The 24,748-nt window shown below is 33.4% G+C and carries 22 protein-coding genes; 8 read left to right on the plus strand and 14 right to left on the minus strand.

What is annotated here, in order from left to right; all coding sequences use genetic code 11:
* The first annotated feature begins 88 nt into the window (after positions 1–88).
* Positions 89–2,626: an ATP-dependent Clp protease ATP-binding subunit gene (locus DNU06_RS07310; protein ID WP_111062589.1), complete on the plus strand. Its 2,538-nt coding sequence runs from the start codon at positions 89–91 to the stop codon at positions 2,624–2,626.
* Positions 2,627–2,802: 176 nt separating this feature from the next.
* Here the strand turns inward: DNU06_RS07310 and DNU06_RS07315 are convergent, their stop codons facing one another.
* From DNU06_RS07315 to DNU06_RS07350, 8 genes are read right to left on the minus strand one after another with little or no spacing between them, the layout of a single operon-like run.
* On the minus strand, positions 2,803–3,558 hold the full coding sequence (locus DNU06_RS07315) for a UDP-2,3-diacylglucosamine diphosphatase (protein ID WP_111062590.1): 756 nt from the start codon (positions 3,556–3,558) through the stop codon (positions 2,803–2,805).
* Positions 3,559–4,701, minus strand: a complete 1,143-nt coding sequence (locus DNU06_RS07320; RefSeq protein ID WP_111062591.1) for a TlpA family protein disulfide reductase — start codon at positions 4,699–4,701, stop codon at positions 3,559–3,561. It lies immediately after the preceding gene.
* A gap of 2 nt (positions 4,702–4,703) precedes the next feature.
* Complete coding sequence (locus tag DNU06_RS07325) at positions 4,704–5,897, minus strand: TlpA disulfide reductase family protein (protein ID WP_111062592.1); 1,194 nt, start codon at positions 5,895–5,897, stop codon at positions 4,704–4,706.
* 7 nt (positions 5,898–5,904) lie between these two features.
* Positions 5,905–7,368 carry an Asp-tRNA(Asn)/Glu-tRNA(Gln) amidotransferase subunit GatB gene (gene gatB, locus DNU06_RS07330; protein ID WP_111062593.1) on the minus strand — a complete coding sequence of 488 codons (1,464 nt, stop codon included), beginning with the start codon at positions 7,366–7,368 and terminating at the stop codon, positions 5,905–5,907.
* 6 nt (positions 7,369–7,374) lie between these two features.
* Positions 7,375–8,187 carry a purine-nucleoside phosphorylase gene (locus DNU06_RS07335; RefSeq protein WP_111062594.1) on the minus strand — a complete coding sequence of 271 codons (813 nt, stop codon included), beginning with the start codon at positions 8,185–8,187 and terminating at the stop codon, positions 7,375–7,377.
* Positions 8,159–9,211, minus strand: coding sequence for a tetraacyldisaccharide 4'-kinase (gene lpxK, locus DNU06_RS07340; RefSeq protein WP_111062595.1), 1,053 nt, complete (start codon positions 9,209–9,211; stop codon positions 8,159–8,161). The genes DNU06_RS07335 and lpxK overlap by 29 nt, the downstream gene beginning before the upstream one ends.
* A 10-nt stretch (positions 9,212–9,221) precedes the next feature.
* Positions 9,222–10,142, minus strand: coding sequence for a tRNA (adenosine(37)-N6)-dimethylallyltransferase MiaA (gene miaA, locus DNU06_RS07345; protein ID WP_111062596.1), 921 nt, complete (start codon positions 10,140–10,142; stop codon positions 9,222–9,224).
* Positions 10,143–11,093 (minus strand): arginase, encoded by a 951-nt coding sequence (locus DNU06_RS07350; RefSeq protein ID WP_111062597.1) that lies wholly within the window; start codon positions 11,091–11,093, stop codon positions 10,143–10,145.
* Positions 11,094–11,193: 100 nt separating this feature from the next.
* Between DNU06_RS07350 and DNU06_RS07355 the strand changes: the two genes are divergently transcribed.
* Positions 11,194–11,877: a hypothetical protein gene (locus DNU06_RS07355; RefSeq protein ID WP_111062598.1), complete on the plus strand. Its 684-nt coding sequence runs from the start codon at positions 11,194–11,196 to the stop codon at positions 11,875–11,877.
* 5 nt (positions 11,878–11,882) lie between these two features.
* Here the strand turns inward: DNU06_RS07355 and mltG are convergent, their stop codons facing one another.
* Genes mltG through DNU06_RS07375 form a run of 4 tightly spaced genes read right to left on the minus strand, consistent with a single transcriptional unit; the run spans position 11,883 to position 14,846 of the window.
* Positions 11,883–12,920: an endolytic transglycosylase MltG gene (mltG, locus tag DNU06_RS07360; RefSeq protein WP_111062599.1), complete on the minus strand. Its 1,038-nt coding sequence runs from the start codon at positions 12,918–12,920 to the stop codon at positions 11,883–11,885.
* On the minus strand, positions 12,921–13,436 hold the full coding sequence (locus DNU06_RS07365) for a GNAT family N-acetyltransferase (RefSeq protein ID WP_111062600.1): 516 nt from the start codon (positions 13,434–13,436) through the stop codon (positions 12,921–12,923).
* Positions 13,433–14,212: a diaminopimelate epimerase gene (gene dapF, locus DNU06_RS07370; protein WP_111062601.1), complete on the minus strand. Its 780-nt coding sequence runs from the start codon at positions 14,210–14,212 to the stop codon at positions 13,433–13,435. Before dapF ends, DNU06_RS07365 begins: the two co-directional genes overlap by 4 nt.
* A complete protein-coding gene (locus DNU06_RS07375; RefSeq protein ID WP_111062602.1) occupies positions 14,205–14,846 on the minus strand; it encodes a hypothetical protein in 642 nt (213 codons plus the stop codon). Before DNU06_RS07375 ends, dapF begins: the two co-directional genes overlap by 8 nt.
* 70 nt (positions 14,847–14,916) lie before the next feature.
* On the opposite strand from DNU06_RS07375, the gene DNU06_RS07380 reads away from it, so the two are divergent.
* Positions 14,917–16,152, plus strand: coding sequence for a permease (locus DNU06_RS07380; RefSeq protein ID WP_111062603.1), 1,236 nt, complete (start codon positions 14,917–14,919; stop codon positions 16,150–16,152).
* On the opposite strand, the gene DNU06_RS07385 is transcribed toward DNU06_RS07380, so the two are convergent.
* Positions 16,149–16,946 carry a murein L,D-transpeptidase catalytic domain family protein gene (locus DNU06_RS07385; RefSeq protein ID WP_111062604.1) on the minus strand — a complete coding sequence of 266 codons (798 nt, stop codon included), beginning with the start codon at positions 16,944–16,946 and terminating at the stop codon, positions 16,149–16,151. The two genes, DNU06_RS07380 and DNU06_RS07385, sit on opposite strands and share 4 nt — an antisense overlap.
* A 66-nt stretch (positions 16,947–17,012) precedes the next feature.
* Here DNU06_RS07385 and DNU06_RS07390 point away from each other — a divergent pair, with 66 nt between their 5' ends.
* Genes DNU06_RS07390 through DNU06_RS07400 form a run of 3 tightly spaced genes read left to right on the plus strand, consistent with a single transcriptional unit; the run spans position 17,013 to position 20,374 of the window.
* A complete protein-coding gene (locus tag DNU06_RS07390) occupies positions 17,013–18,608 on the plus strand; it encodes a peptide chain release factor 3 (protein ID WP_111062605.1) in 1,596 nt (531 codons plus the stop codon).
* Between the two features lie 4 nt (positions 18,609–18,612).
* Positions 18,613–19,218: an acyl carrier protein phosphodiesterase gene (locus DNU06_RS07395; protein ID WP_111062606.1), complete on the plus strand. Its 606-nt coding sequence runs from the start codon at positions 18,613–18,615 to the stop codon at positions 19,216–19,218.
* 7 nt (positions 19,219–19,225) lie between these two features.
* Positions 19,226–20,374, plus strand: a complete 1,149-nt coding sequence (locus DNU06_RS07400; protein WP_111062607.1) for a glycosyltransferase family 4 protein — start codon at positions 19,226–19,228, stop codon at positions 20,372–20,374.
* A 132-nt stretch (positions 20,375–20,506) separates the two neighbouring features.
* Here the strand turns inward: DNU06_RS07400 and DNU06_RS18100 are convergent, their stop codons facing one another.
* The gene (locus DNU06_RS18100; protein ID WP_262510045.1) at positions 20,507–20,641 is read right to left on the minus strand and encodes a hypothetical protein; all 135 of its coding nucleotides are present in this window, start codon (positions 20,639–20,641) and stop codon (positions 20,507–20,509) included.
* Positions 20,642–21,078: 437 nt separating this feature from the next.
* On the opposite strand from DNU06_RS18100, the gene DNU06_RS07405 reads away from it, so the two are divergent.
* Complete coding sequence (locus DNU06_RS07405; protein ID WP_111062608.1) at positions 21,079–22,905, plus strand: DEAD/DEAH box helicase; 1,827 nt, start codon at positions 21,079–21,081, stop codon at positions 22,903–22,905.
* A 19-nt stretch (positions 22,906–22,924) separates the two neighbouring features.
* The gene (gene typA / locus DNU06_RS07410; RefSeq protein WP_111062609.1) at positions 22,925–24,718 is read left to right on the plus strand and encodes a translational GTPase TypA; all 1,794 of its coding nucleotides are present in this window, start codon (positions 22,925–22,927) and stop codon (positions 24,716–24,718) included.
* The last annotated feature ends 30 nt before the right edge of the window (positions 24,719–24,748 follow it).

Below are 24,748 nucleotides of genomic sequence, written 5' to 3' on the forward strand. Positions count from 1 at the left end.
GGTTTATTAACAATTTATTATTTAATTTATTGTAAATATATTTGTGAATGAATATTTGTGTTTAAATTTAAGCATTAAAACAAAGTAAATGGACGCTAACTTTTCTTCAAAAGCTAAAAATGTAATCGCGTACAGTCGTGAGGAAGCCTTAAGACTTGGAAATGATTATTTGGGGGTAGAACACCTTTTATTAGGATTATTGCGGGAAAAGGAGAGTTTGGCAGTAAAGATTTTACAAGAATTCCATTTAGACTTAGAAGTCTTAAGAAAGGACATTGAAAAAAATGTAAAAGAATCTACCAATAAACCGATTGATGCAAAAAACATTCCTTTGGTTAGACAAGCAGAAAAAGTTTTAAAAATTACTTATTTAGAATCCAGGCTTTTTAAAAGTGCCAATGTTGGTACCGAGCATATTCTTTTAGCTATATTAAGAGAAAAGGACAACATTGCAACACGCATATTAAATAAATATGGCGTGATTTATGAGAACGTTAAAGAAGAATTAGAAGAAATGATAGACGAAGAAAACACACCAAAATCAGAATTCCCAGGAGGAATTTCAAATGACGACTCCAGTTCAGAATCAACCAATTTTGGATCAGGTTCAAGTGCGTCAAAAGGTAATAACAAATCAAAAACACCAGTACTTGATAACTTTGGACGTGATTTAACGGCCATGGCTGAACAAGATAAACTAGATCCAATTGTTGGTAGACATCAAGAAATAGAACGTGTATCTCAAATTTTATCTCGAAGAAAAAAGAATAACCCTATATTAATTGGTGAACCTGGAGTTGGGAAATCTGCAATTGCAGAAGGATTAGCCTTAAGAATAGTACAAAGAAAAGTATCTCGTGTTCTTTTTGGAAAAAGAGTAATTTCTTTAGACCTTGCTTCCTTGGTTGCTGGTACGAAATACCGTGGCCAGTTTGAAGAAAGAATGAAAGCGGTAATGAATGAATTAGAAAAATCGAGAGATGTAATATTATTCATTGATGAAATCCATACCATTATTGGTGCTGGTGGAGCTTCTGGATCAATGGATGCTTCTAATATGTTTAAACCTGCGCTAGCGCGTGGAGAAATACAGGTAATTGGTGCAACGACTTTAGATGAGTTTAGACAATATGTGGAAAAAGATGGGGCTTTGGAAAGAAGGTTTCAGAAAGTACTTATTGAACCTACCACTATTGAAGAGTCTATTGAAATTTTGACGAACATCAAAGAACGATACGAAGACCACCACAACGTTTCTTACACACCAGAAGCAATATCGGCATGTGTTCGGTTAACGGAAAGATATATGTCTGACAGAAACTTACCTGATAAGGCAATTGACGCCATGGATGAAGTAGGTTCTAGAGTACATATAAAGAATATCAATGTGCCAAAAGAAATAAAATCTTTAGAGGAGCAGATTGAAAAAATCAAAGAAGAAAAAAACAACGTAATCAAAAGTCAGAAGTACGAAAAGGCGGCTGAGTTAAGAGACACAGAAAAAAAATTACAAGACGATTTAGAAACTGCCCAAATAAAATGGGAAGAAGATGCTAAACTAAATAGAATTGTAGTAAATGAAGAGCATGTTGCAGAGGTGGTATCTATGATGACTGGAATTCCACTACAAAAAGTATCGGAATCTGAATCAGGCAAAATTATACACTTAGCAGATGACATTGCCAAAGGTGTAATTGGACAAGATGAAGCGATTAAGAAAGTTGTGAAAGCAATTCAACGGAATAGAGCTGGATTAAAGGATCCGAATAAGCCAATTGGTTCGTTCTTCTTTTTAGGACCTACAGGTGTTGGTAAAACAAGGCTTGCAAAAGTTTTAGCTAAAAACTTATTTGATTCTGAAGACGCTTTAATTCGTATTGACATGAGTGAATACATGGAGAAATTTTCTGTATCAAGACTTGTTGGTGCACCTCCGGGATATGTAGGATATGAAGAAGGTGGACAATTAACTGAAAAAGTGAGAAGAAAACCATATTCAATTATACTTTTAGATGAAATTGAAAAAGCCCATCCAGATGTATTTAATATGTTACTTCAAGTGTTAGACGACGGACACATGACGGATGGTTTAGGTAGAAAAATTGATTTTAAAAATACGATTATCATTATGACCTCTAATATTGGGGTACGTCAATTACAAGATTTTGGAACTGGTGTAGGATTTGGTACTGCTGCTAAAAATGAACAAAAAGATGAGGCTGCTATTGTAATTATCCAAAAAGCATTAAAGAAAGCATTTGCTCCAGAATTTTTGAATAGAATTGATGACATGATTATTTTCAATTCTTTAAAACCTGAACATATTTATAAAATAATTGACATTGAGTTGGTGAAGTTATTTGGTCGAATTACTGAATTAGGTTATAAAACTGAGATTACAGATGAGGCTAAAAAGTTTATTGCGGACAAAGGTTATGATAATAAATATGGCGCAAGACCATTAAACAGAGCGATTCAAAAATACATAGAAGATCCCCTAGCGGAAGAGATTATCAACTCTAACATTAAAGAAAATGATATCATCAAAATTGACTTTGATAAGAAAGAGGAAAAAATTGATATTTCTATTGTAAAAGGAAAATCTAAAAAAACGGAAAGTAAATAATTTACTTACTTTAAACCAATAAGAAAAACCTTGACTTTTACGGTCAAGGTTTTTTTTGTTTCGTATTTTCTTTAAAAAAATAAAAGGGAGCAATGCTCCCTTTCAACCCTTATATATATAGGTTAATCATAACCTACACTTTATTTAACGAAATGCGTAGGGAAATGTTTCAATAATTACTTAAAATAAGATAAGTTCATATTCTCTCCGTCGAAAACTAAGTAAGATTGGTGCTTAATCCAATCGCCAGAATTCATATACTTTGATCCTTCTGGAAGGTCAAAATCTATGGGTAAATGACGGTGTCCAAATATAAAATAATCAATGTGTTTTTTTTCTAATTCCTTTAAACAAAATTGGATTAACATTTCTTTATCTTCCCCGTAAAAAATATCATCTGCGGTTCCGGTAGACTTTCTACTTTTTGCAGAAAAGAAGTTAGCCATTCCAATTCCAAAATTAGGATGTAGTCTTGCAAATAGCCATTGACTAATATTTGCTCTAAAAATTTTTTTTATGAATTTATAACCATGGTCTCCTGGTCCTAATCCATCTCCATGACCGATTAAAAAAGTCTTACCATTATAGGTTGGTTGTATTTCCGTTTTGTGCAGTGTAACTCCTAGTTCATTTGGAATATAATCAAATACCCACATATCATGGTTACCATGAAACCAGTGCACTTTAATACCTTTATCCGTTAAATTGGCAATTTTTCCTTGCAAACGAACAAATCCACGTGGGATTACCTTTTTATATTCAAACCAGAAATCGAAAACATCTCCTAGCAAATAAATTTCGAAAGCATCTTCCTCAATTGACTCCAACCATTTAACAATTTTCTTTTCTCTGACTAAACTTCTTTCTTCATCTGGCGCACCTAAATGAAAATCTGACGCGAAATATATTTTTTTACCTTTGGGTATCTGCATTTAATAGCCATATATTTTTTGCAATGCAGCTTCCAATGCTGCACCCCTTAAATTGGTAGCAACAATATTTCCTTCTGCATCTACTAGACAAGTAAATGGAATACCTCTCACCCCATAATCTAGTGCCGCTTGATTACTAAAGCCTTTTAATTCGCTACCATGATTAGGCCATATTAAACCATCTTGTTTAATTGCCCCCAACCATCTGTCTTTTTGACCAGGTTTATCAAAGGATACACTAAACACTTCAAATCCTGATTTATTATATTTATTATAAGCCTTTACAACATTTGGGTTCTCTCTTCTACATGGTCCACACCAAGATGCCCAAAAATCAATCAGTACTACTTTACCTTTTAAATCAGACAACTTAATTATTTCACCATCTGGGTTTGGTATTGCGATATCTGGTGCTGGACTACCAGTGGCTAATAGTTCATTTCTAGCTTTGTCTGCCGCCATTTGTTTGCGTTGTTTATCTAATAAACTTGCTATTCCAGAACCAGAAAAATTAGTGATGATGTTATTTAAAACAGAGGTATACATTTCCGCCTCTTTGTCTTTATTAATCGCACTCAATGTCGCCAATAAAGCAGGTGATTTTGTATTACCACTGATAAAGATATTTCTGTAGCCATAAAACGCTTCTGCTCTTGGAGCAAACACCTCATTGACTTCAGCTTGCAGACTATTGTCTTTTGTTAAAACCCCTTTTAAAGAATCCTCTAAAGCCTTAAAACTAGCATATTCTTTAAAAAAATCCATCATCAACTTGGAGTCTAAAGAGCCAATTACATTACAATTAAACAATAAGTTACTTGCATCACCATAAATACTAATGGAATCGTTACCATGGAATATTAAATTTATGTTTTGCCCGTTTTGTAATACGCCAATAAAATAATCGCGAAAAGGGATGGTAAAATCAGCGTTAAACTTTCCTTCTTCGTCTAATTTAATGACATGGAAAGGCTTTTGCGTTCCACCTAAAACTTGATTGGTAATGTAAAAGTTTTGATTGGCCCCTCCTACTATTTGTCCATCCAAATGCACCTTTAACGGATTATTTGAATTTGCCATAGTTTGTGCCATTCCAATTTGTAAAATTGAAATAAAAAGTAAGCTTAAAATTGATTTAATCATAATTATTTTCCTAATACTTCAGTTAATTTTTGTTCTAAAGCTGGTCCACGTAAATTTGTTGCAATTATTGCGCCATCCTTACCTATTAAAAAGGAAGCAGGTATAGAAGTCACCCCATAAAGTGCAGCTGCTGAAGAAGACCATCCTTTTAAATCAGAAACGTGATTCGGCCAAGAAAGGTTGTCTGCAGCGATTGCTTTTATCCATGCATCTTTTTTATTATCTAAAGAAACACTAAAAATAGTAAAACCTTTATCTTTAAACTTATTGTAATTATTTACAACATTTGGATTCTCTTTACGGCAAGGCCCGCACCATGATGCCCAAAAATCCAATAAAACAACTTGCCCTCTCAAATCACTTAAAGCTATTTCTTTTCCATTTGGAGACGGTAATTTAAAATCAGGCGCCATATTAGACCCACTAGATAGGTTGGTCTTTTGTGCAGCCATTGCGATTTGATTTTTAATATTTTCAATGTCTTGATTAATTAATTTTGGGTATTCTGAGTTAGGGTATTTAGCACTAACACTGTTAGACACTTTTTCAAAATAAGTCAAGTAATCTACGTTAAAATCTTCCATTCCTGTAGAAGGATAAAACTCTCTTAACATTAACCAAGCGGCTAAAGAACCAGGATTACCTTCAATGTAATCAATGGCAAATTCTCTAGTAATGTCATTTAAAGAGTCTAATTTATTTTTGAAAGTAAGACTTAATAAAGAGTCAGAAACTGCCAATTTTTGCATATTTTCAAATGCATTTTTTTTAGCTAATAAATACTTAGTAGAAAAATCTTGGTAATCCTTTATGTCCTGTGAAACTTTTGAACCTTCAATTTTCACATTTTCTGCTAAATCTTTAAAATCACCATTCAACTTAACATTTTTATCGTCTTTATCTGAAACTAAATAAATAGGTGCTGATGATTTACTTTGAGGATCTGGAACAATAAAATAAAGTCTAAGATCTTTTGTTTTGGTTTGAAAAGTAAATTTTTCATCTTTAACAAAGGCAGTATCAATTGGTGCTTGTTTGCCATTTTCAAAGACAAATAAAACCATCTCTTTACCTTCCCCATTACTAATTGTACCATTGATAAATCGGCCTTCAATATCTGCATCTGTCAACTCAGACTTACATCCCGTTAACGCCAATAATGAAATAGCCGCTAGCCCTAAAAATATTTTTCTCATGTGTTCTTTATTTTAAAATCATTTTACTTAATAATTGCCCTGCAGATTTAGGGTCTGCTTTCCCTTTACTTTTCTTCATTAATTGTCCCATAAATAGGCCCATTAATTTTTTGTCCCCTGCTCTAAATCTTTCAATTTCATCTGGATTTTCGTTGATAATTTCTACAATAAATCCAGCTAAACTATCTTCATTCGCGTCTAAGATCCAGTTATTTTCAGCAGCTATTTCGTCTGGTAATTTATCCACATTTACTAACATCACAGGGAATACTTTTTGACTTGCAATAGAATTTGAAATTTTTCCTGTATCAATTAAATTTACCAATGCAGCCATTTGTTTACCACTAATTGGAAACTCATTAATTTTTACTGCATGTTCATTCAAATAGGATTTAATTTCTCCCATCAACCAATTGGCCGCTCCTTTATAATTTTTGGTATGTGCGACCATGGTTTCAAAATACAAAGCAATTTCTTTTGTGTCAATAATGTTATTGGCATCATAATCTGAAAGCTTTAATGTCTGGGTATACTTTTCAAACAAGAATTCAGGTAATGGTGGCATTACCTTTTTAAGTTTATCAATGTGTTCTTGTGTAACTCTTATTGGTTGTAAATCTGGTTCGGGGAAAAAACGATAATCATTAGCAGCTTCCTTGCTACGCATAGCCGTAGTGTTTCCTTTTATGGCATCATAATTTCTAGTTTCGGAAGGAATATCGTTTCCTTTTTCAACTTCTATAATTTGTCGTGTAATTTCAAATTCAATCGCATTTTTAACATTTCGAATGGAATTCATATTTTTCACTTCCACCTTGCTTCCAAATTCCTTACTACCTTTTAGCATTACAGAAATATTGGCATCACAACGCATACTACCTTCTTCCATGTTTCCATCACAGATATCCAAATAACGAACTAGTTTTCTAACTGCGGTCACGTAATTATATGCTTCTGTAGAATCTGCAATTTCTGGTTCTGAAACGATTTCAATCAAGGGTACTCCTGCTCTATTTAAATCGACCAAAGTATTGAATGGGTCAATATCATGGATAGATTTACCGGCATCTTCCTCCATGTGGATTCTTGTCAATCCAATTTGTTTTGTTTGCCCATCTACCGTTTTAATATTTACCATTCCACCGGTACAAATTGGGGTAGTATCCTGCGTAATTTGATATCCTTTAGGTAAATCTGGATAAAAATAATTTTTTCTGGCAAAATATTGATTTTCTGTAATATCACAATTACAAGCAATTCCCATTTTAATTGCATAATCTATAGTAGCCTTATTCATTTTTGGCAAAGTACCTGGATGTCCTAATGTGATAGGACTTACTAAGGTATTTGGTGCTGCGCCATATAAATTTGCATCACTAGAATAAGCTTTAGATTGCGTCAACATTTGCGCATGCACTTCTAGTCCGATTACTGCTTGATATTTATCTCTAATTTCTTTTGAAAGTTCCATATTTACTTATGCACTTGCGATTAAATCTTTCATTATTATGGTCATTTTTGGCTCTTGTTTAGCCGCAACCGCAATAATTTCTTGTACGTTCACTTTTTTAATTTTCCCTGGCACCCCTAAATCTGTAATAATAGAAATTGCAAATACTGGGATATCCATATGTCTTGCAACTATCACCTCAGGAATAGTAGACATTCCTACTGTATCACCACCAATAATCCTAAGGTATTTATATTCTGCAGGTGTTTCTAAACACGGTCCGGTGAGACCAACATATACGCCTTCAGACACTTTAATATCGTGTTTATTCGCGATTGATTTTGCTTTACTGATTAACGTTTTATCATACACGTCACTCATATCTGGAAAACGAGGTCCCAATTCATCTATATTTTTACCAATTAATGGATTAGAAGGAAATAAATTGATATGGTCATTAATAATCATGATTTCCCCTACTTCATAATCAGGATTCAATCCTCCTGAAGCATTGGAAACAAATAATTTGTGTACGCCTAACATTTTCATTATTCTTACAGGAAAAGTGATCTGTTCCATAGAATATCCTTCATAAAAATGAAATCTACCTTGCATCACCATCACATTTTTACCGTTTAGCTCGCCAAATATTAGACGACCAGAATGACTTTCCACCGTAGATACTGGAAAATGAGGAATATCGGCGTAATTGATTTCATATTTAATATCAATTTCACTTACTAACCCACCTAAACCTGTTCCTAAGATGATACCAAATTCGGGTTTAAAAGGTGCTTTATCGTGTATATAATCAGTAGTCTCTGCTATTTTCTTGAACATATTTTTTTAAAATATCTTTAAATTCTTTTCCTTCATCAATCACCACTTCAATCTCTTGATAAAACCATGGTAAATCATTCGAATCTTCTTTTAAATGATTTGATAAAAGACGCATGGCATCTTTTTCTGTGGTAACAATTTTAGGCGATTTATCCGCAAATTTAATCAATAAATTATAAATTTCCCCCATGTCTTTTTCTTTAAAAGAATAATGGTCCGGAAAGTTGAAATGTTTGAGTATTTTATGGGATTTCTCTAACTGTGACAATAAAGGCTCAGGCTTGGCTATACCTGTAACTAAGATAATATTTTCATCCTTTTCATTAAAGTTATTAAATTTTGTTAAGGGTTTAATCTCACCATATTTTATCTGAGAAAAAAAAACTTTTTGACTGGCTTTGGGTTTAATTTTTTGAATAATGTCCTTCTTTTCTTTTGGACTTAAAACTGGAGATTTCGTGACTACAATAATGTCGGCCCTGTTTTTGCCATTTCTTCTCTCCCTTAAATTACCCATAGGTAAAACAAAGTCATCATAAAACGGATCGCTATAACTGGTTAAAAGCATATTAAAACCCGGTTGAATAGCCCTGTGTTGATAAGCATCATCTAATAATACTAAATCCACCTCTGGACGGTTCAAACATATTTCACTCACCCCGTGCACCCGATCTACATCCACCGCTACTTCAATGGCATTGCCAAATTTATGGTAAAACTGCATAGGTTCATCTCCAATAGTTAAGGCAGATGATTTTGAGTTTCCCAATTGAAAACCATATTGTTTTCGACCATAACCACGACTTAAAGTACTTATTTTATTGTCGTCTTTAAACATTCTTATTAACAACTCAATATGGGGTGTCTTACCGGTTCCGCCCATGCTTAAATTTCCGACATTAATTATCGGTAAACTAAACCTAAAACTTCTTTTTATTTTTCGATCATATAACCAATTTCTACTGGAGGTAATAATAATATATACCAAAGTAAAAGGAAACAATAAAAATCTCAGGTACTGCATAAACTTCTATTTAAATTGGAGAAAAAGTCGTTAAAATATGGTTCAGTTTGGCATCCATTTCATCTTCTGCGTCTAACCAAATAATATGATAACCTTGTTTTTCCATTCTTCGGAACCAAGTCATTTGTCTTTTTGAAAATTGATGAATAGCAGTATTTAAACCTTCAAAAAGTTCCTTTTTGTTTATGTTTTTTTGTAAATATTGTCCTACCCACTTATACTCTAAACCATAATAATCAAGCGCTTCAAAAGGCAAGCCATTTTTAACCAAATTCTCCACTTCTTCCACTAAGCCATTATTCAATCGTTCACTTAGTCTACGGGTAATTTTCTCTCTTCTTAATTCTCTACTGATGTCCACTCCAAAAATGGTGTAATTTATTTTAGGATACACTGGTTTTTTCCAATTAGGATTCTCCTTAATAAACTGATCAATTTCAATAGCTCGTATTGCTCTTGGTACCGTATTATTGTCGAGTGTATCTTTTAATTTAGGATCAATTTTAGCCCATAATTCTTGAATTTCGGCATTAGAGAATGCTGCCAATTCATTTCTTAAGTCTCTATTTGACTCTATACCAGTATAAGTATTCCCTTTTAATGCTGTTTCGATATACAAACCACTACCTCCAACTAAAATTGGCACTTTTTCTTTTTCAACAATCAGGTTATAGGCATCAATAAAATCAGATTGATACTCCCAAATATTATATTTATAGCCTGGATCACGAATGTCAATCAAATGGTGTGGGATTTGTACGCCATTGATATTGAACTCCTCTAAATCCTTCCCCGTACCAATATCCATTCCTCGATAAATTTGACGAGAATCGGCAGAAATAATTTCCCCTTGCACAAACTGAGCAAGCTTGCACCCCAACTGTGTTTTACCAGAAGCTGTAGGACCTAATATAACGATTAAATCACTCAATTATAAACGGTTATTTAATGTTTCACAAACAGATTGAAGAATAGGATATGCTGTTTCCGCCATTTTATTTATTTTATCATCTAGGCAAGGATTTATCTCCACAAATTCTACACATTTAACTTTTTCTAATGCGGCAAAATGATTAACAAAATAGTTAGCTTCCTCTGGTGTTAAACCATTTTCCACTGGTGTTCCTGTCCCTTTAGACACGAGTATACTATCCATAGAATCGACATCAAATGAAATATAAATGATATCACAATCTTTTAATAAATTCTCTACTTGACCAGCGACCCATTCTTTGGATTTATCGCGAATTTCTTCTACCGTAAAGTTTCTAATATTTTGTGCTTTAAGAAAAGCATCTTCTGGTGCTTCTGTATCTCTAACTGCAATAAAAATCAAATCTTCTGGATTTACTTTTGGTGCAATACCTCCCATATTTTTTAAAGACTCCCAATGTGCCAAAGTCTCATCTTTCACTTCGTTGATTTGAAAATCAACATTGTCTGCTGCCAAAGCAGTAGCCAGCGGCATACCGTGCACATTACCACTTGGTGTGGTATAAGGTGTATGTAAATCAGCATGCGCATCAATCCAAACAACGCCAAGTCTTTTATTTGGAAAAGCCGCCTTAATTCCTGCAATGGTACCTCCTGCACTAGAATGATCTCCAGATAGAACTAATGGGAAATCTCCATCCAGACTAGCTTGTTTTACGGCATCCATGGTACGTCCAAATATTTTTACAATACCATCAATTCGTTTTGCAAATGGAAAATTAGTCGGCAAATCAAGCATTTGATTTTCAAGTGCTATTTCATCTATTTTAAACTGACTAAAAAATTGATCCTCTTTTGTTCGGGAAACTACTTTTAAAGCATTTACACCTAAACTAGCTCCTCTAGTTCCAGCTCCTAATTCAGAATTATTTTCAATTATTTTTATCATACTGCAAATTTATTAAAAACACAATATTAAAAACAATTAGCCAAACATATTTTAAACACTTCAAATTTAAATTCTATATTTGTTGTAAATCATCATCTATATGAAAAAATTAATATTTTCTCTATTTCTAATAGGGCTTACAATTAGTAGTTGTAAAGAGTCTAAGATTCAGCAAGGAGAAATTGAATATGAAATTTCGTATCCTTATTCAGAATTGAGTGGTATTATGGATGTAATGCTACCCAAAAAAATGACCGTTAAATTTAAAGGAGACAGAATGATAGCCTCTATTGAAAAAGGTAAAATTTTTAGAACAGACATCATCTCTACTACTATTAAAAAGCATTTAATGATGCGATTGGATTTTGGTTCTGAAAAATTAGAAGCTGATTTAAACAATGACGATTTAAAAAGTCTAGCTACCAATCAGACACAATTTGAAAATTTAGGTGTAATTAGAAAAGATACTGTAGCTGGATTACAGGCAACTTTTTATAAGGTGAAAAGTGCCAATGATAAAGTTGGAGAGTTTGAAACTGCTTTTTCTAACAATTTAACCATTGAAAACACAGAATGGTTTACTTCGTATAAAGACACAAAAGGTATCCCTCTAATCTACATCATTGAAAGATATGGCGTAATCATGCATGTTAGAGCTTATAAATTTAAGCCCCGTGAAATTAGTGACAGTGAGTTTGAAACAGAAAAGAATTTCAAATCTGTTTCTTATAAAAGTTACGAAAACAAAGTGAACGAATTATTTCAATTAATCATTGAGGATTAATTGCGTTATTTTCCAAATTGATTCCTACGATAGATTGCAGCATTTTTTAAATGCTGACCATAGGTACTTGCGAAGTTATGTTCTGAAGTACCATCTCCTACAGCACACATAAATATATAGTTATGTTTTTCATAATTTAAAACGGCATCAATTGCTTTTTTAGAAACTAACAGGATTGGTCCTGGCGGTAAACCTGCGTATATATAAGTGTTATAAGGACAATCTCTATCTCGGTGCTTAAACAAGAGACGTTGTACCCCATTTAATTCATCTCCCCAGCAAAATTTGAAAGTTGGATCAGATTCTAACTTAATACCTCTTTCCAGTCTATTCAGGTACAAACCTGCTATGATAGGCCATTCATTTTCTAATTTACTTTGCTCAGACATTACAATAGAAGCTAGTGTAGCAACTTGAGATTGGGATAGATTTAACGACTTTGCTTTTGCCAAACGTTCTACATTCCAAAACTCTTTGTATTTAGTGGCCATAAAGGCTACAAATTCTTCTGGACTGACATCCCACTCCCCTATTTCATAAGTGTCAGGCAAGAAAAGAGAAATAATAGTTTCTTCCTTAAACCCATACTTTTCTAATACCGCAGGAGATAAAATATAATTTACTAAAGTCGCAGAATCAGCTTCTATACTGCCCGCGATTTTACTAATCATACTAGGTATATTTTGAGAGTAAGTAAAAGCAATTTTCACATTTTTCAATTCTTGGTTTCCATTTTTGATGGCATAAATAACATGCTTTAATTTTTGGCCATTGTGAAAACTATATTTTCCGGCTTCTATATTGGCATCATTTAAACCAAATTCATTAGCATATTCTTTAAATTCTGCATTAGACGCAAACAAATGCTTATCCACCAAAGTTTGTCCTACAAGCGCTAAATTAGATTTAGAAGGAACAAAAACAATCACATCTTCCGCTGTATCTAGTTTTATTTTACTAAAATGTTTATGGTATTTGGGGTAAAATATAAATGCTATGGCTATTAATGCCGACAGTAGTAGTACTACAATAATTTTTTTCATTTAAATAGTTTTTATATAGGTCAACAATTGGTATTCTTTTAATTGATACTGATAAGCTTCTACAGGGGAATTACTTAGTTGATAACCTGCATTTTTAAAGACCCTTATGGAATTTAAATTATTGGCTAATATTTTTGCTTTTAAACAGTTGATTTTAAACTTTTTTTTGGCAATCTTTTCAATCTCTAGCAATGCTAATTTTGCATAGCCTGAGTTTCTATGGTTTTTATCTATTAATATCCCCACACTGACTTGGTGTTTTACTTTTATATATTCAAAAAAATCAATACAACCCACTACAGTTCCCTCTGCTAAGACTACCATAAATCGCTCTTGCTCATCTTTTAATAACTTTGGAGGATTAGAGACAAATGCTCCTATTTCAGCTTTAGTATACGGTTTAGTCAGCCCACTATACACCCACATTTCTCTATCATTTTCCCAACCAAAAACAAGCGTTTCATCCCTTCTTTCGACTCCTCTAAAATGAATAGTTACTGGTGGAATTTGATTCATCCTAAAGCCATTTCACCTTCAAAAACAAACTTAGCAGGTCCGGAAAGCCAAACATTTTCATATGCCTGATTCACTACCTCAAAAGAAACGGATAAATCACCACCTATTGCTTTCACTTGAATGTCTCCTTTATTTAGCTCATTCTCATAAGCAAAAGCTAAAGCACAAGCAGTTGCTCCAGTACCACATGCTAAAGTTTCTGCTTCTACCCCTCTTTCGTAGGTTCGAATGGCTATTTGATTTTTTGATTTTTCTTCGATAATATTTACATTCGTTCCATTAGGTTCAAATCTAGGATCAAACCTGATCCCCCTCCCAAAAGAATGGATGTCCACCTGGTGAATATCCGCTACAAATTGCATAAAATGTGGGGAGCCAGTATCCATAAAATAACCTTCTCCGTTCAAAGTTGGAAATCCTACATTTTGCATGTGCACTTTAATAATACCATCTGCTACAATTGCTTCATGTTCACCATCTATTGCTTCAAAACTGACTTTATTACCATTAAAAACACCAATATGCTTAGCAAATGAAACCGCACAACGACTGCCATTGCCGCAAAAACTTTGACTGCCATCCGGATTGTAAAAATCCATCTTAAAATCATAAGTTGCATGGTTTTCAATAAAGATTAATCCATCCGAACCAATGCCATATTTTCTATCACAAACCTGCTTACACCAGGCAATTTTATCTCCTTTAAAGGCATTTTTACGATTATCAACCAGCACAAAATCATTGCCTGCTCCTTGGTACTTATAAAACTTAATCATTAATCTTATTTGGTTTTGGAATATTCTTTAAATCTTTAAAATCACTAGATTCAATTAACTTATAATATTGTTTATTGTTGTAAAAATAATAAACCTGCTCATCTTTGTACATTCTAATCGGCTTTATGGGTAACATACCAAAAATAATTAATTTAGACTTTGAAAGCTTATACCCTTGATAGTTGATTGGTGACTGCCAATACTCCACCAATATTCTCTCTTTATGTACAACATCCACATCTAATAATTTCTGTAGCAAAGTATCTTCATTTTCTTTGGACAAGTAGATTAAATGAACAAAATCGGCACTTAGTTTTTTATCTCTTTTAATGCGTACAGTATCTTCATTTTCAATCTCCTCTTCAATATCCTCCTCTAATTTCAGAAAAATAGAATCCCTTTCTACGACCACCACATGCCCAGTAGAATCTTGTGCTACAAAAACAGTATCTGTTTTTCTAACTACGGTTTTAATTTCTACAGGAATTTCAACATACTTAGGTTGAATGATCGTATCCACTACCGGTTTGGAGATAATTTTTTTAATAATAGGTACATTGATACTTTGGCCAATGATGAAACCAAGTAACAATCCTAACACTAAAAATCCAATTCCAAAAACTGCTTTTTTCAAAATAAAAATATTTAGACAAAGTTAGGATAAAAATCATTTTCTAAAGAAAGAAAAAAACTAACTTTGCATTGTGCATTATGTTTATTCAATATTAGAAGAAATTTGGAACCTATTTATAGAAATGGCGCCTTATTTATTACTCGGTTTTTTAATAGCGGGGTTGTTACATGTTTTTTTACCCAAAACACTTTTTAAAAAACATTTGGGGAAACCAACCTTAGGGTCGATAATTAAGGCGACTTTACTTGGTATTCCTTTGCCTTTGTGTTCTTGTGGCGTTATTCCCACAGGGGTTTCTATTTATAAAAACGGGGCCAGTAAAGGGGCTACCGGATCCTTTTTAATTTCAACCCCACAAACTGGAATAGACTCCATGCTAATTACTTATTCTTTAATGAATATATACTGGGCAATAGCTAGACCTATAATTGCCTTGATTACAGGAGTATTGGGCGGATGGTTTATTGAAAAAACTACAGGTACATCTCTAGTTGAAGCAAAGGTAGAAACCGCAGTTGAAATAGCGCCTAAATTAAGTTTAAGTGAAAAGTTAAAAACCACTTATCAATATGCTTTTGTCGATTTTTTAAGTGATATTTCTCGACAATTATTATTAGGGGTATTATTAGCAGCGATTATTACCACTTTTATACCTGCAGATTTTTTAACCCAATTTGGCGACAATACCATCATCAGTATGTTGATTATATTGCTTGCATCTGTGCCTATGTATGTTTGTGCTACTGGTTCAGTCCCCATTGCTACTTCCTTATTAATTATTGGGGTGAGTCCAGGAGCTGTGTTGGTATTTTTAATGGCTGGTCCAGCAACTAACATAGCAACCATAACTGTACTTTGGCGTTCCATAGGTAAAAAATTCACTATAGCTTACGTAGCAGTTATTGTTATAGGCGCAATGAGCTTCGGTTTACTGATTGATTACGTTTTAGACCCAAGTTGGTTTGTTTTAAACGATATAGCTGCAGCACACCAACACGAACACCAATCTTGGATCAATATCATAAGTGGCTTGGTATTAATTGCCATGATATTACAGGTAGAATACAAAAAAATCTTCCCACAAACCTTAAAAATAGAAAAAATGGAAAAAGCGTATATAGTAGAAGGCATGACTTGTAATCATTGTAAAAACAATGTAGAAACAAATGTCGGTAAAATGGACAATGTAACCAGTGCTAAAGTAGATTTAGGCAACCATACCTTAATTATTGAAGGAGACATCACTGCCGATTCAGTAGAGAAAAAAGTAACGGACTTAGGCTATACTTTTAAAGGAGAAGCTTAAACGAAAAAAGCAAGATAATCTCTTGAGTTCAAAAGCCTCGATCTTTTTAAGTAATAATTATCGGGATAGTAGATAAACAAACAAGAACCATGTTTAATCCAATCTACCACTTTATCAAAGTTTTTATAAGGCATAGCAGGACAACCATAAGAACGTCCTAACATGCCGTTTCTATTTAAAAATTCATACGTTGCATATTCTGCGCCATGCATCACCACCCCTCTACTACTTGCGTTACTATTCGAGTACTCAACACCATCCAAACGTAAAGCTAAATCGTATTTTGAACTGTGATAGGTAGAAGTAGTCACATAAAAACCTATACTACTTTGGTGGGAAGCATTGGTATTTGAAAACTTATTGGCATAAAGTCCTCCAGAATTCTTTCCGTGAGATACAATTGACTTATATATAATTCGATTGTAGCAAATGTCAATGATAAATAATCGCTCTTCGGTAGATGGTTTTTCAAAATCTATCACCGTAAAAAAGCGTTCTTTGGACACTTTTCTTTTGCGCAATAAATTAAAATAACCCTTTGCTGCATACTCAAACGCAGTATAACTTAAAGTAGTATCTCCAAGGGTGTTGTATAACCCATGGGTAAAATTTAAAAAGTCTTTTTTTGCTTTAACATATACCGTATCGTTGGATAAACTAGCCACTTTTTCATTAAACAAACTACCACCATTTGAATTTGAAAAGCCACAAAACGATAAAAAAAATATACTTACAAAAAGAAAGCTTTTTTTCTTATTCCTTGCAATCATAAGCCAAATGTACGTATTTTCCATTATTTTTGTTTCCGTTTTAGAAAATACCTTAACCAAAATAAGAACAACGACCAGTTAATAACATATATGAGTATTGAAAAAGAAGTTGAAAAAAGAAGAACATTTGCCATTATTTCACACCCGGATGCCGGAAAAACGACCTTAACCGAGAAGTTACTGTTATTTGGTGGTGCTATTCAAACAGCAGGTGCAGTTAAAAATAATAAAATTGAAAAAACTGCGACCTCCGATTTCATGGAGATTGAAAAACAAAGAGGGATATCGGTTGCCACTTCTGTGATGGCATTTGAATATGGTGGAAAGCAAATAAACATATTAGACACCCCTGGTCACAAAGATTTTGCAGAGGACACGTATAGAACTTTGACAGCCGTGGATAGTGTTATCCTTATTATTGACTGTGCAAGTGGTGTTGAGGCACAGACAGAAAGACTAATGGAAGTCTGCCGGATGAGAAAAACACCGGTAATCGTATTCATTAATAAAATGGATAGAGAAGGTAGAGACCCATTTGATTTATTAGATGAATTAGAACAAAAACTGGACATAAAAGTGAGACCACTCTCGTGGCCTATTGGTATTGGGCACACTTTTAAAGGAGTATACAATATTTTTGATAAAAACTTAAACCTTTTCGCTGCCAATAAAACTAAGATTTCTGAAGAAATTATTAATGTGAAAGACATTAACGATCCTGAATTGAATGAAATCATTGGCGATAGTGCAACGGAAGTCTTAAGGGAAGAAATGGAATTGATCAATGGTGTATACGACCCGTTCGATCCAGAAGAATACTTGAGAGGAGATATTGCACCAGTATTTTTCGGCTCAGCAGTAAATAATTTTGGTGTCAAAGAATTATTGGAAGCATTTTTACGCATTTCTCCGCACCCTAGAGGTAGGGATTCTGACCATGGATTTATTAAACCTTTAGATAAAAACTTTTCTGGATTTGTGTTTAAAATTCACGCCAACTTAGATCCTAAACACCGCGATAGAATAGCCTTTTTAAGAATTGTTTCCGGAAAATTTGAAAGAAATACATTTTACAACCATTCAAGGAACGTTAAAAAGATGAAATTCTCTAATCCTACTTCCTTTATGGCACAAGATAAAAGTGTGATTGATGAAGCTTATCCAGGGGATGTAATTGGATTATACGATACTGGTTCTTTTAAAATTGGTGACTCTATCTCATCAGGAAGTGAAGCCATTAACTTTAAAGGAATCCCTAGTTTCTCTCCAGAAATATTTATGGAGTTAGAAAACAGAGACCCAATGAAGTCTAAACAATTAGACAAAGGAATTAAGCAATTAACGGATGAAGGTGTTGCACAATTATTTATCCAACAACCAGGTAATAGAAAAATTGTCGGTACCGTTGGACAACTGCAGTTTGAAGTTATTTCTTACCGTTTAGAACACGAGTATGGCGCCAAATGTGCATTTACCCCAAAACGATACTATAAAGCATGTTGGATGACCACCGATAATCAAAAGCAATTGGAAGAATTTATCAGAGCAAAAACTGTTTATATTGCAAAAGATAAGGACGACAATTATGTGTTTTTAGCAGAAACCCCTTTTTTATTGCAAATGGCACAGACAGATTATCCAGATATCACTTTTCATTTCACCTCAGATTTTAAAGTAGGAAGCTAATATTATGAATTTTTTAGGCCATTGTTTATTAACACAATATAATCCAGAGTTTATCGCAGGGAATATAGGAGGCGACCACTTCAAGGGAGACTTGAATAACTTCGTCGCCCTTCCAAAAGACATTCTAAAAGGGGTTACTATTCATAGGTTTATAGATTCCTATACAGATTCTGCAGAAGAAATTCATGCGGTAGCTAAAATTTTTCAAGACGGCGGCGTAAAACGCATATCCTACATTGCGAGTGATATTATTTTAGACCATTTTATCAGTCAAAATTGGAGTGCATTCTCCCCTATCCCATTAAATGATTTTATTCAAGACATTTACAGCTTGACAAAAAAAGAGTTGGGACATTTTCCTGAAAAATTCCATTTTATTTTTAATAAAATGGTAGAAAAAGACTGGTTATCCAGATACATAGAGGAAGATGGAATTGAATTAACCTTGTATAAATTTGAGCAAAGAATTCCTTTTACCAATAATTTACACGCTTCTTTTGCAGTATATAAAGCACACCAGGATCAAATAAATCGATATTACCATGTATTTATGGAAAGAATCATGACAGATATCAATAAAGAATTTAAATTAAACGTCATTTTACCATAATCAAAACATGAATATTCTTTTTTTAACAGATGGAATTACGCCATACGTAACAGGTGGAATGCAAAAACATTCCATGATATTGGTCCGTCTTTTATTAGACAGAAACATTAAAGTGACTTTGGTGCATTGTGGAAATACTGGCGCTTCAAGCTTTGAAGAAAATGTGGCCGAACAGTTTACTGCGGCTCAAAATAATTTATTGCATATTCAGTTCATTCCTTTTTTAGCGAAAGGAAAATTACCAGGACACTATATCATAGAGAATAAGGCTTATTCCAAAGCAATCTTTCATAAATACGAAGCGCAACTTGATCAGTTTGACTTTGTATATGCGCAAGGCTTTACTGGCTGGGAATTTGTAAACCAACCCATCCAACCAAAGGTATTGGTCAATTTTCATGGTTTTGAAATGTTTCAAATTGCAGCCAATCCAAAAGTACAACTCGAACATGCTATGTTGCGACCAGTTGTAAAACGCTTATGTAAAAAAGCGGACTATGTCTATTCGTTTGGTGCCAAAATTGACGACATATTATTAAAAATTGGGTTGGCGCCTCAAAAAATACTAGACCAATCCAATGGGATAGAATCGAAATGGATCAAACCAAATATTAGTAAAAACAATTTGCCTTTAAAATTTATTTTTATTGGTCGAAACGAAAGAAGAAAAGGCATAGAAGAATTGACCCAAGCTTTATTAAACATAAGTAATAATAACATCTTTAACTTTTCATTCACCTTTATAGGACCAATTCCTCCAAATAAAATTTTAACGAATAAAAACGTGGAATACTTAGGAGAAATTAAAAATCCCCACGTAATACAAGAACATCTATCAAATGCAGATGTTTTACTATGTCCTTCTTACGCAGAAGGTATGCCGACTGTTATTTTAGAAGCCATGGCCAATGGATTGGCAATTATTGGTACTGATGTTGGTGCAACCGCAAAAATGATTCAACATAATGGTCTGGTTATACCAGATTCTAGTCCTGAAAGTATTCAAAATGCCATGGTATCCATGATTCAAATGCCTGTTGAAGAATTGACAGCATTTAAAAAACAATCTTTAAAATTGGTAAAAGAACAATTTGTTTGGGAAAAAATAGCGGATAGTATAGTCCACCAATTGAAAGGTATTCAGGCATTGAATTAAAACAGAATTAGGGGAAGGCGTTTTCCAAAAACACCGGAAAATTATTGATATTATCCTTGTGTTTCTTTATCCATAAACCCAACAAACACTTCCCCGTTACATAAAAAAGTTTGTTTTGGCCCTTGCAGTTGATTAAAATCCAGATTTAAAAACTTTAGCTGCTATAAAATCCAAGGAGGGTACTGTTTTTACTACCTCACTTTCCTTATCATACTCAGTATTACAAGCAACACAAACCAATGTTAAAATCAAGATTAATCTATTCATATGCTTTGGGTTTTACGTGCTATAAATTATTAACACACTGTATTTCATAACGATAACAATATAATAAATATTGTTTACACTTAATTTAAAAGTTTTATTAAAAAAATAATCAAGACTAAAATAGCTATTTTTATACCCATAAAAATGTGCTTCGTCCTTTTAGTGAAGGGTGTTGAGCATAAAAAAAATATTTGATTAACAAAACTTTGTTAATCTTAAAAAAGTGTTAAATTGTGCATTTCTATTGCTAATTAAACTGTTTAACGTATCTTTGCGGAAAATTTGGCGTAAAAAGAAGCCGAATAAAAGTGAGTAGTTGTTGGTTAATTGAAGAAATTCGTGGGTGTTGAGTTTCATTTATTTTACTGATTTTCATTGACAAATAGCTATGAAACTCGAGTCAAAAATTGACTTGAGCAATAAAATAAAATGAATTTATGACATTTAAAGAATTAGGATTAAATGAAGATATTTTATCTTCAATTACCGAAATGGGCTATGAAAGTCCAACCCCAATCCAAGAACAAGCGATCCCTTATTTATTAGAGAACGATAGTGATTTAGTTGGACTTGCTTCAACTGGTACAGGTAAAACTGCAGCCTTTGGTTTGCCAATGTTGAATCAAATTGATGTTAACGTTAAAAACGTACAAGGTTTAGTAATCTGTCCAACAAGAGAGTTGTGTTTACAAATATCTAAGGATATGGAAAAATACGCAGCCAATGTAAGAGGATTAAAAGTTACTGCTGTTTATGGTGGTACGGATATCATCAAACAAATTAGAACCATTGAAAGAGGAGTACACATTGTTGTTGCCACTCCGGGTAGATTGGTTGATTTAATCAAAAGAAAAAAAGTAAACATTTCAAAAATTAAAACAGTTGTCTTAGATGAGGCTGATGAAATGTTGAACATGGGTTTCAAAGAAGATATTGATAGTATCTTAGAAGTTACACCACAAGAAAAGTCAGTTTGGTTATTTTCTGCAACCATGCCAAAAGATGTGGCACGTATTGCTAAAAACTACATGACTGATCCGTTTGAAATCACTGTAGGTGGTAAAAACGAAACCAACAAAAATATTGAACACCATTACTATTCTGTAAAAGAAAGAGATCGTTACAATGCTTTAAAGAGAATCATTGATTTCAATCCTGAGATTTATGGTTTAATTTTCTGTCGTACAAGAAGAGATACTGCGGCTGTTGCTGATAAATTAATGCAAGAAGGTTACAATGCGGAACCATTGCACGGTGATTTATCACAAGCACAACGTGACAGAGTAATGGAGAAGTTTAGAGATAAAACACTTCAAATTTTAGTCGCTACGGATGTTGCTGCGCGTGGTATTGATGTGGATGATATTACACACGTAATTCATTACCAATTGCCAGAAGATGTTGAAAATTACACGCACCGTTCAGGTAGAACAGCAAGAGCAGGTAAAAAAGGTGTTTCCATTGCATTAATCAATACCCGTGAAGGTAGAAAGATTAAGAGTATTGAAAATATCATTAAGTCTAAATTTGCTTTTCAAGAAATTCCTGCACCAGGTGCAATTTGCGAAAAACAATTATTACACTTAGTAGATAAAATTACTGAAGTAGAAGTAAACGATAAAGAAATTGAAAAATACATCCCTTCTGTAATGGAAAAATTGGGTGAATTTACAAAAGAAGAAATCATTACTAAATTTGTTTCTGCTGAATTCAATCGTTTTTTAAATTATTATTCAAAAGCATCTAACATCAATGCAAGTCAAGACAGAAATGCAAGAGATGATGATGGCGGAAGAAGAAATAGTAGAGATAGAGATAGAGGCGAAAGAAGTGACAGAGGTAGCAGAGGCGAAAGAGGTGAAAGAAGCGATAGAAGTTATGACAATTCTAACCAACAAAGATTTTTTGTTAATTTAGGAAAGAAAGATGGCTTTAATCATGGTGCATTACTAAGATTAGTTTGTGACAGTGCAGGTTTATCAAAAACTAACGTTGGGAAAATTGATATTTTAAATAATTTTTCCTTTTTTGAAGCAGATAACGCACACACATCAACCATCATTGATGCATTAAAAAGTGTTGATTTCGAAGGGAAAGAAATGAATGTTGAAGTAACCAATTCTGGTTCAAAATCTAGTGGTGGCGGAAGAAGTCCAAGATCAGGTGGTGGGGAAAGAAGAGAGTTTGGTAAAGGACGAGATAGCAGAGGCGGAAGAAGCGGTGGAAACAGTGGAAGTTCAAGTAGAAGATCATATAATAGATAATAAAAGATAAAAAGATAATATGGAAATTAGAAACATTGCCATTATAGCCCATGTCGATCACGGAAAAACTACCTTGGTTGATAAAATGATTGAAGCTGGCAAAAACCCTATTAAAGGAACAAGCGGTGGAGATTTAATAATGGATAGCAACGATCTTGAAAGAGAACGTGGAATTACCATTACTTCAAAAAACGTATCTGTTTTTTATAAAGACACTAAAATTAATGTAATTGATACTCCTGGTCACTCCGATTTTGGTGGTGAAGTAGAAAGAGTATTAAACATGGCAGATGGTGTTTGTTTATTAGTGGATGCTTTTGAAGGTCCAATGCCACAAACTCGTTTTGTATTGCAAAAAGCTTTAGAGTTAGGTTTAAAACCATTATTGGTAGTAAACAAGGTAGATAAAGACAATTGTACACCGGATGAAGTGCATGAAAAAGTATTTGATTTAATGTTTGAATTAGATGCAACAGAAGATCAATTAGAATTTGAAACTGTTTACGGTTCAGCTAAAAATGGTTGGATGAGTAAAGATTGGAAAAAACCAACGACAGATATTAATACTATATTGGATGTAATCTTAGATTATTTTCCACCAAAAGTAATTCCAGAAGGAAATACACAATTATTGATCACTTCTTTAGATTATTCTTCTTTTATTGGAAGAATCGCTATTGGAAGATTGACTAGAGGTACTTTAAGTGCAAACCAAAATATCATGCTTGCTAAAAGAGATGGTACTTTACAAAAGCATAAAATCAAAGAAGTATTTGTATTTGATGGGATTGAAAAAAGAAAAGTAGAAACGGTACAACCAGGAGATATTTGTGCGGTAACTGGTATTGAAGGATTTGAAATTGGAGATTCAATTTGTGATTTTGAAAATCCTGAACCTTTAAAGTCTATTGCGATTGATGAACCAACAATGAGTATGTTGTTTACCATTAACGATTCTCCTTTCTTTGGTAAAGAAGGAAAATTTGTTACTTCTCGTCACATTCACGATAGATTACAAAAAGAATTAGAGAAAAACTTAGCCTTAAAAGTTGGACAAACTGCATCAGCAGATAAATGGATGGTTTTTGGTAGAGGTGTAATGCACTTGTCTGTATTGTTAGAAACAATGCGTAGAGAAGGTTATGAAGTTCAAGTTGGACAACCACAAGTTATTTTCAAAGAAATTGATGGAAAGAAATGTGAGCCAATTGAAGATTTAACGATTGATTTACCGGAATCTTTTTCTGGAACTGCAATTGATATTGTAACAAAAAGAAAAGGGGAAATGGTCAGCATGGAACCAAAAGGTGAACGTATGATTTGTAAATTCAAAATTCCTTCAAGAGGTATTATTGGATTGAGAAGTTATATGTTAACACAAACTGGTGGAGAAGCAGTAGTTACACATAGATATGTTGGATATGAATCTTACAAAGGAGATATTCCTGGTCGTATTAATGGTTCTTTAATTTCTATGGAAAATGGAAATAGTATTCCTTTCTCATTGAACAACTTACAAGATAGAGGTCGTTTCTTTATTGAGCCGAACATGCCTATTTATGAAGGACAAGTGATTGGAGAAAATAGTAAAGCCAACGATTTAGTTGTAAACGTTACTAAAACCAAACAATTGACTAACATGAGAAAGTCAGGTACGGATGCAAAAGTAAGAATTGTACCACCAAAATTATTTTCATTGGAAGAAGCTTTAGAATATATTCAAGAAGATGAATATGTAGAGTTAACCCCTGAAAGCATTAGACTTAGAAAAATTTACTTGAAAGAAAACGAAAGAAAACGTTCTGGTAAATAAGCACATGTTCAAAACTGTGTTGAAAAAATT

Source organism: Putridiphycobacter roseus (genome assembly GCF_003234935.1).
Classification (GTDB): Bacteria; Bacteroidota; Bacteroidia; order Flavobacteriales_D; family Crocinitomicaceae; genus Putridiphycobacter; species Putridiphycobacter roseus.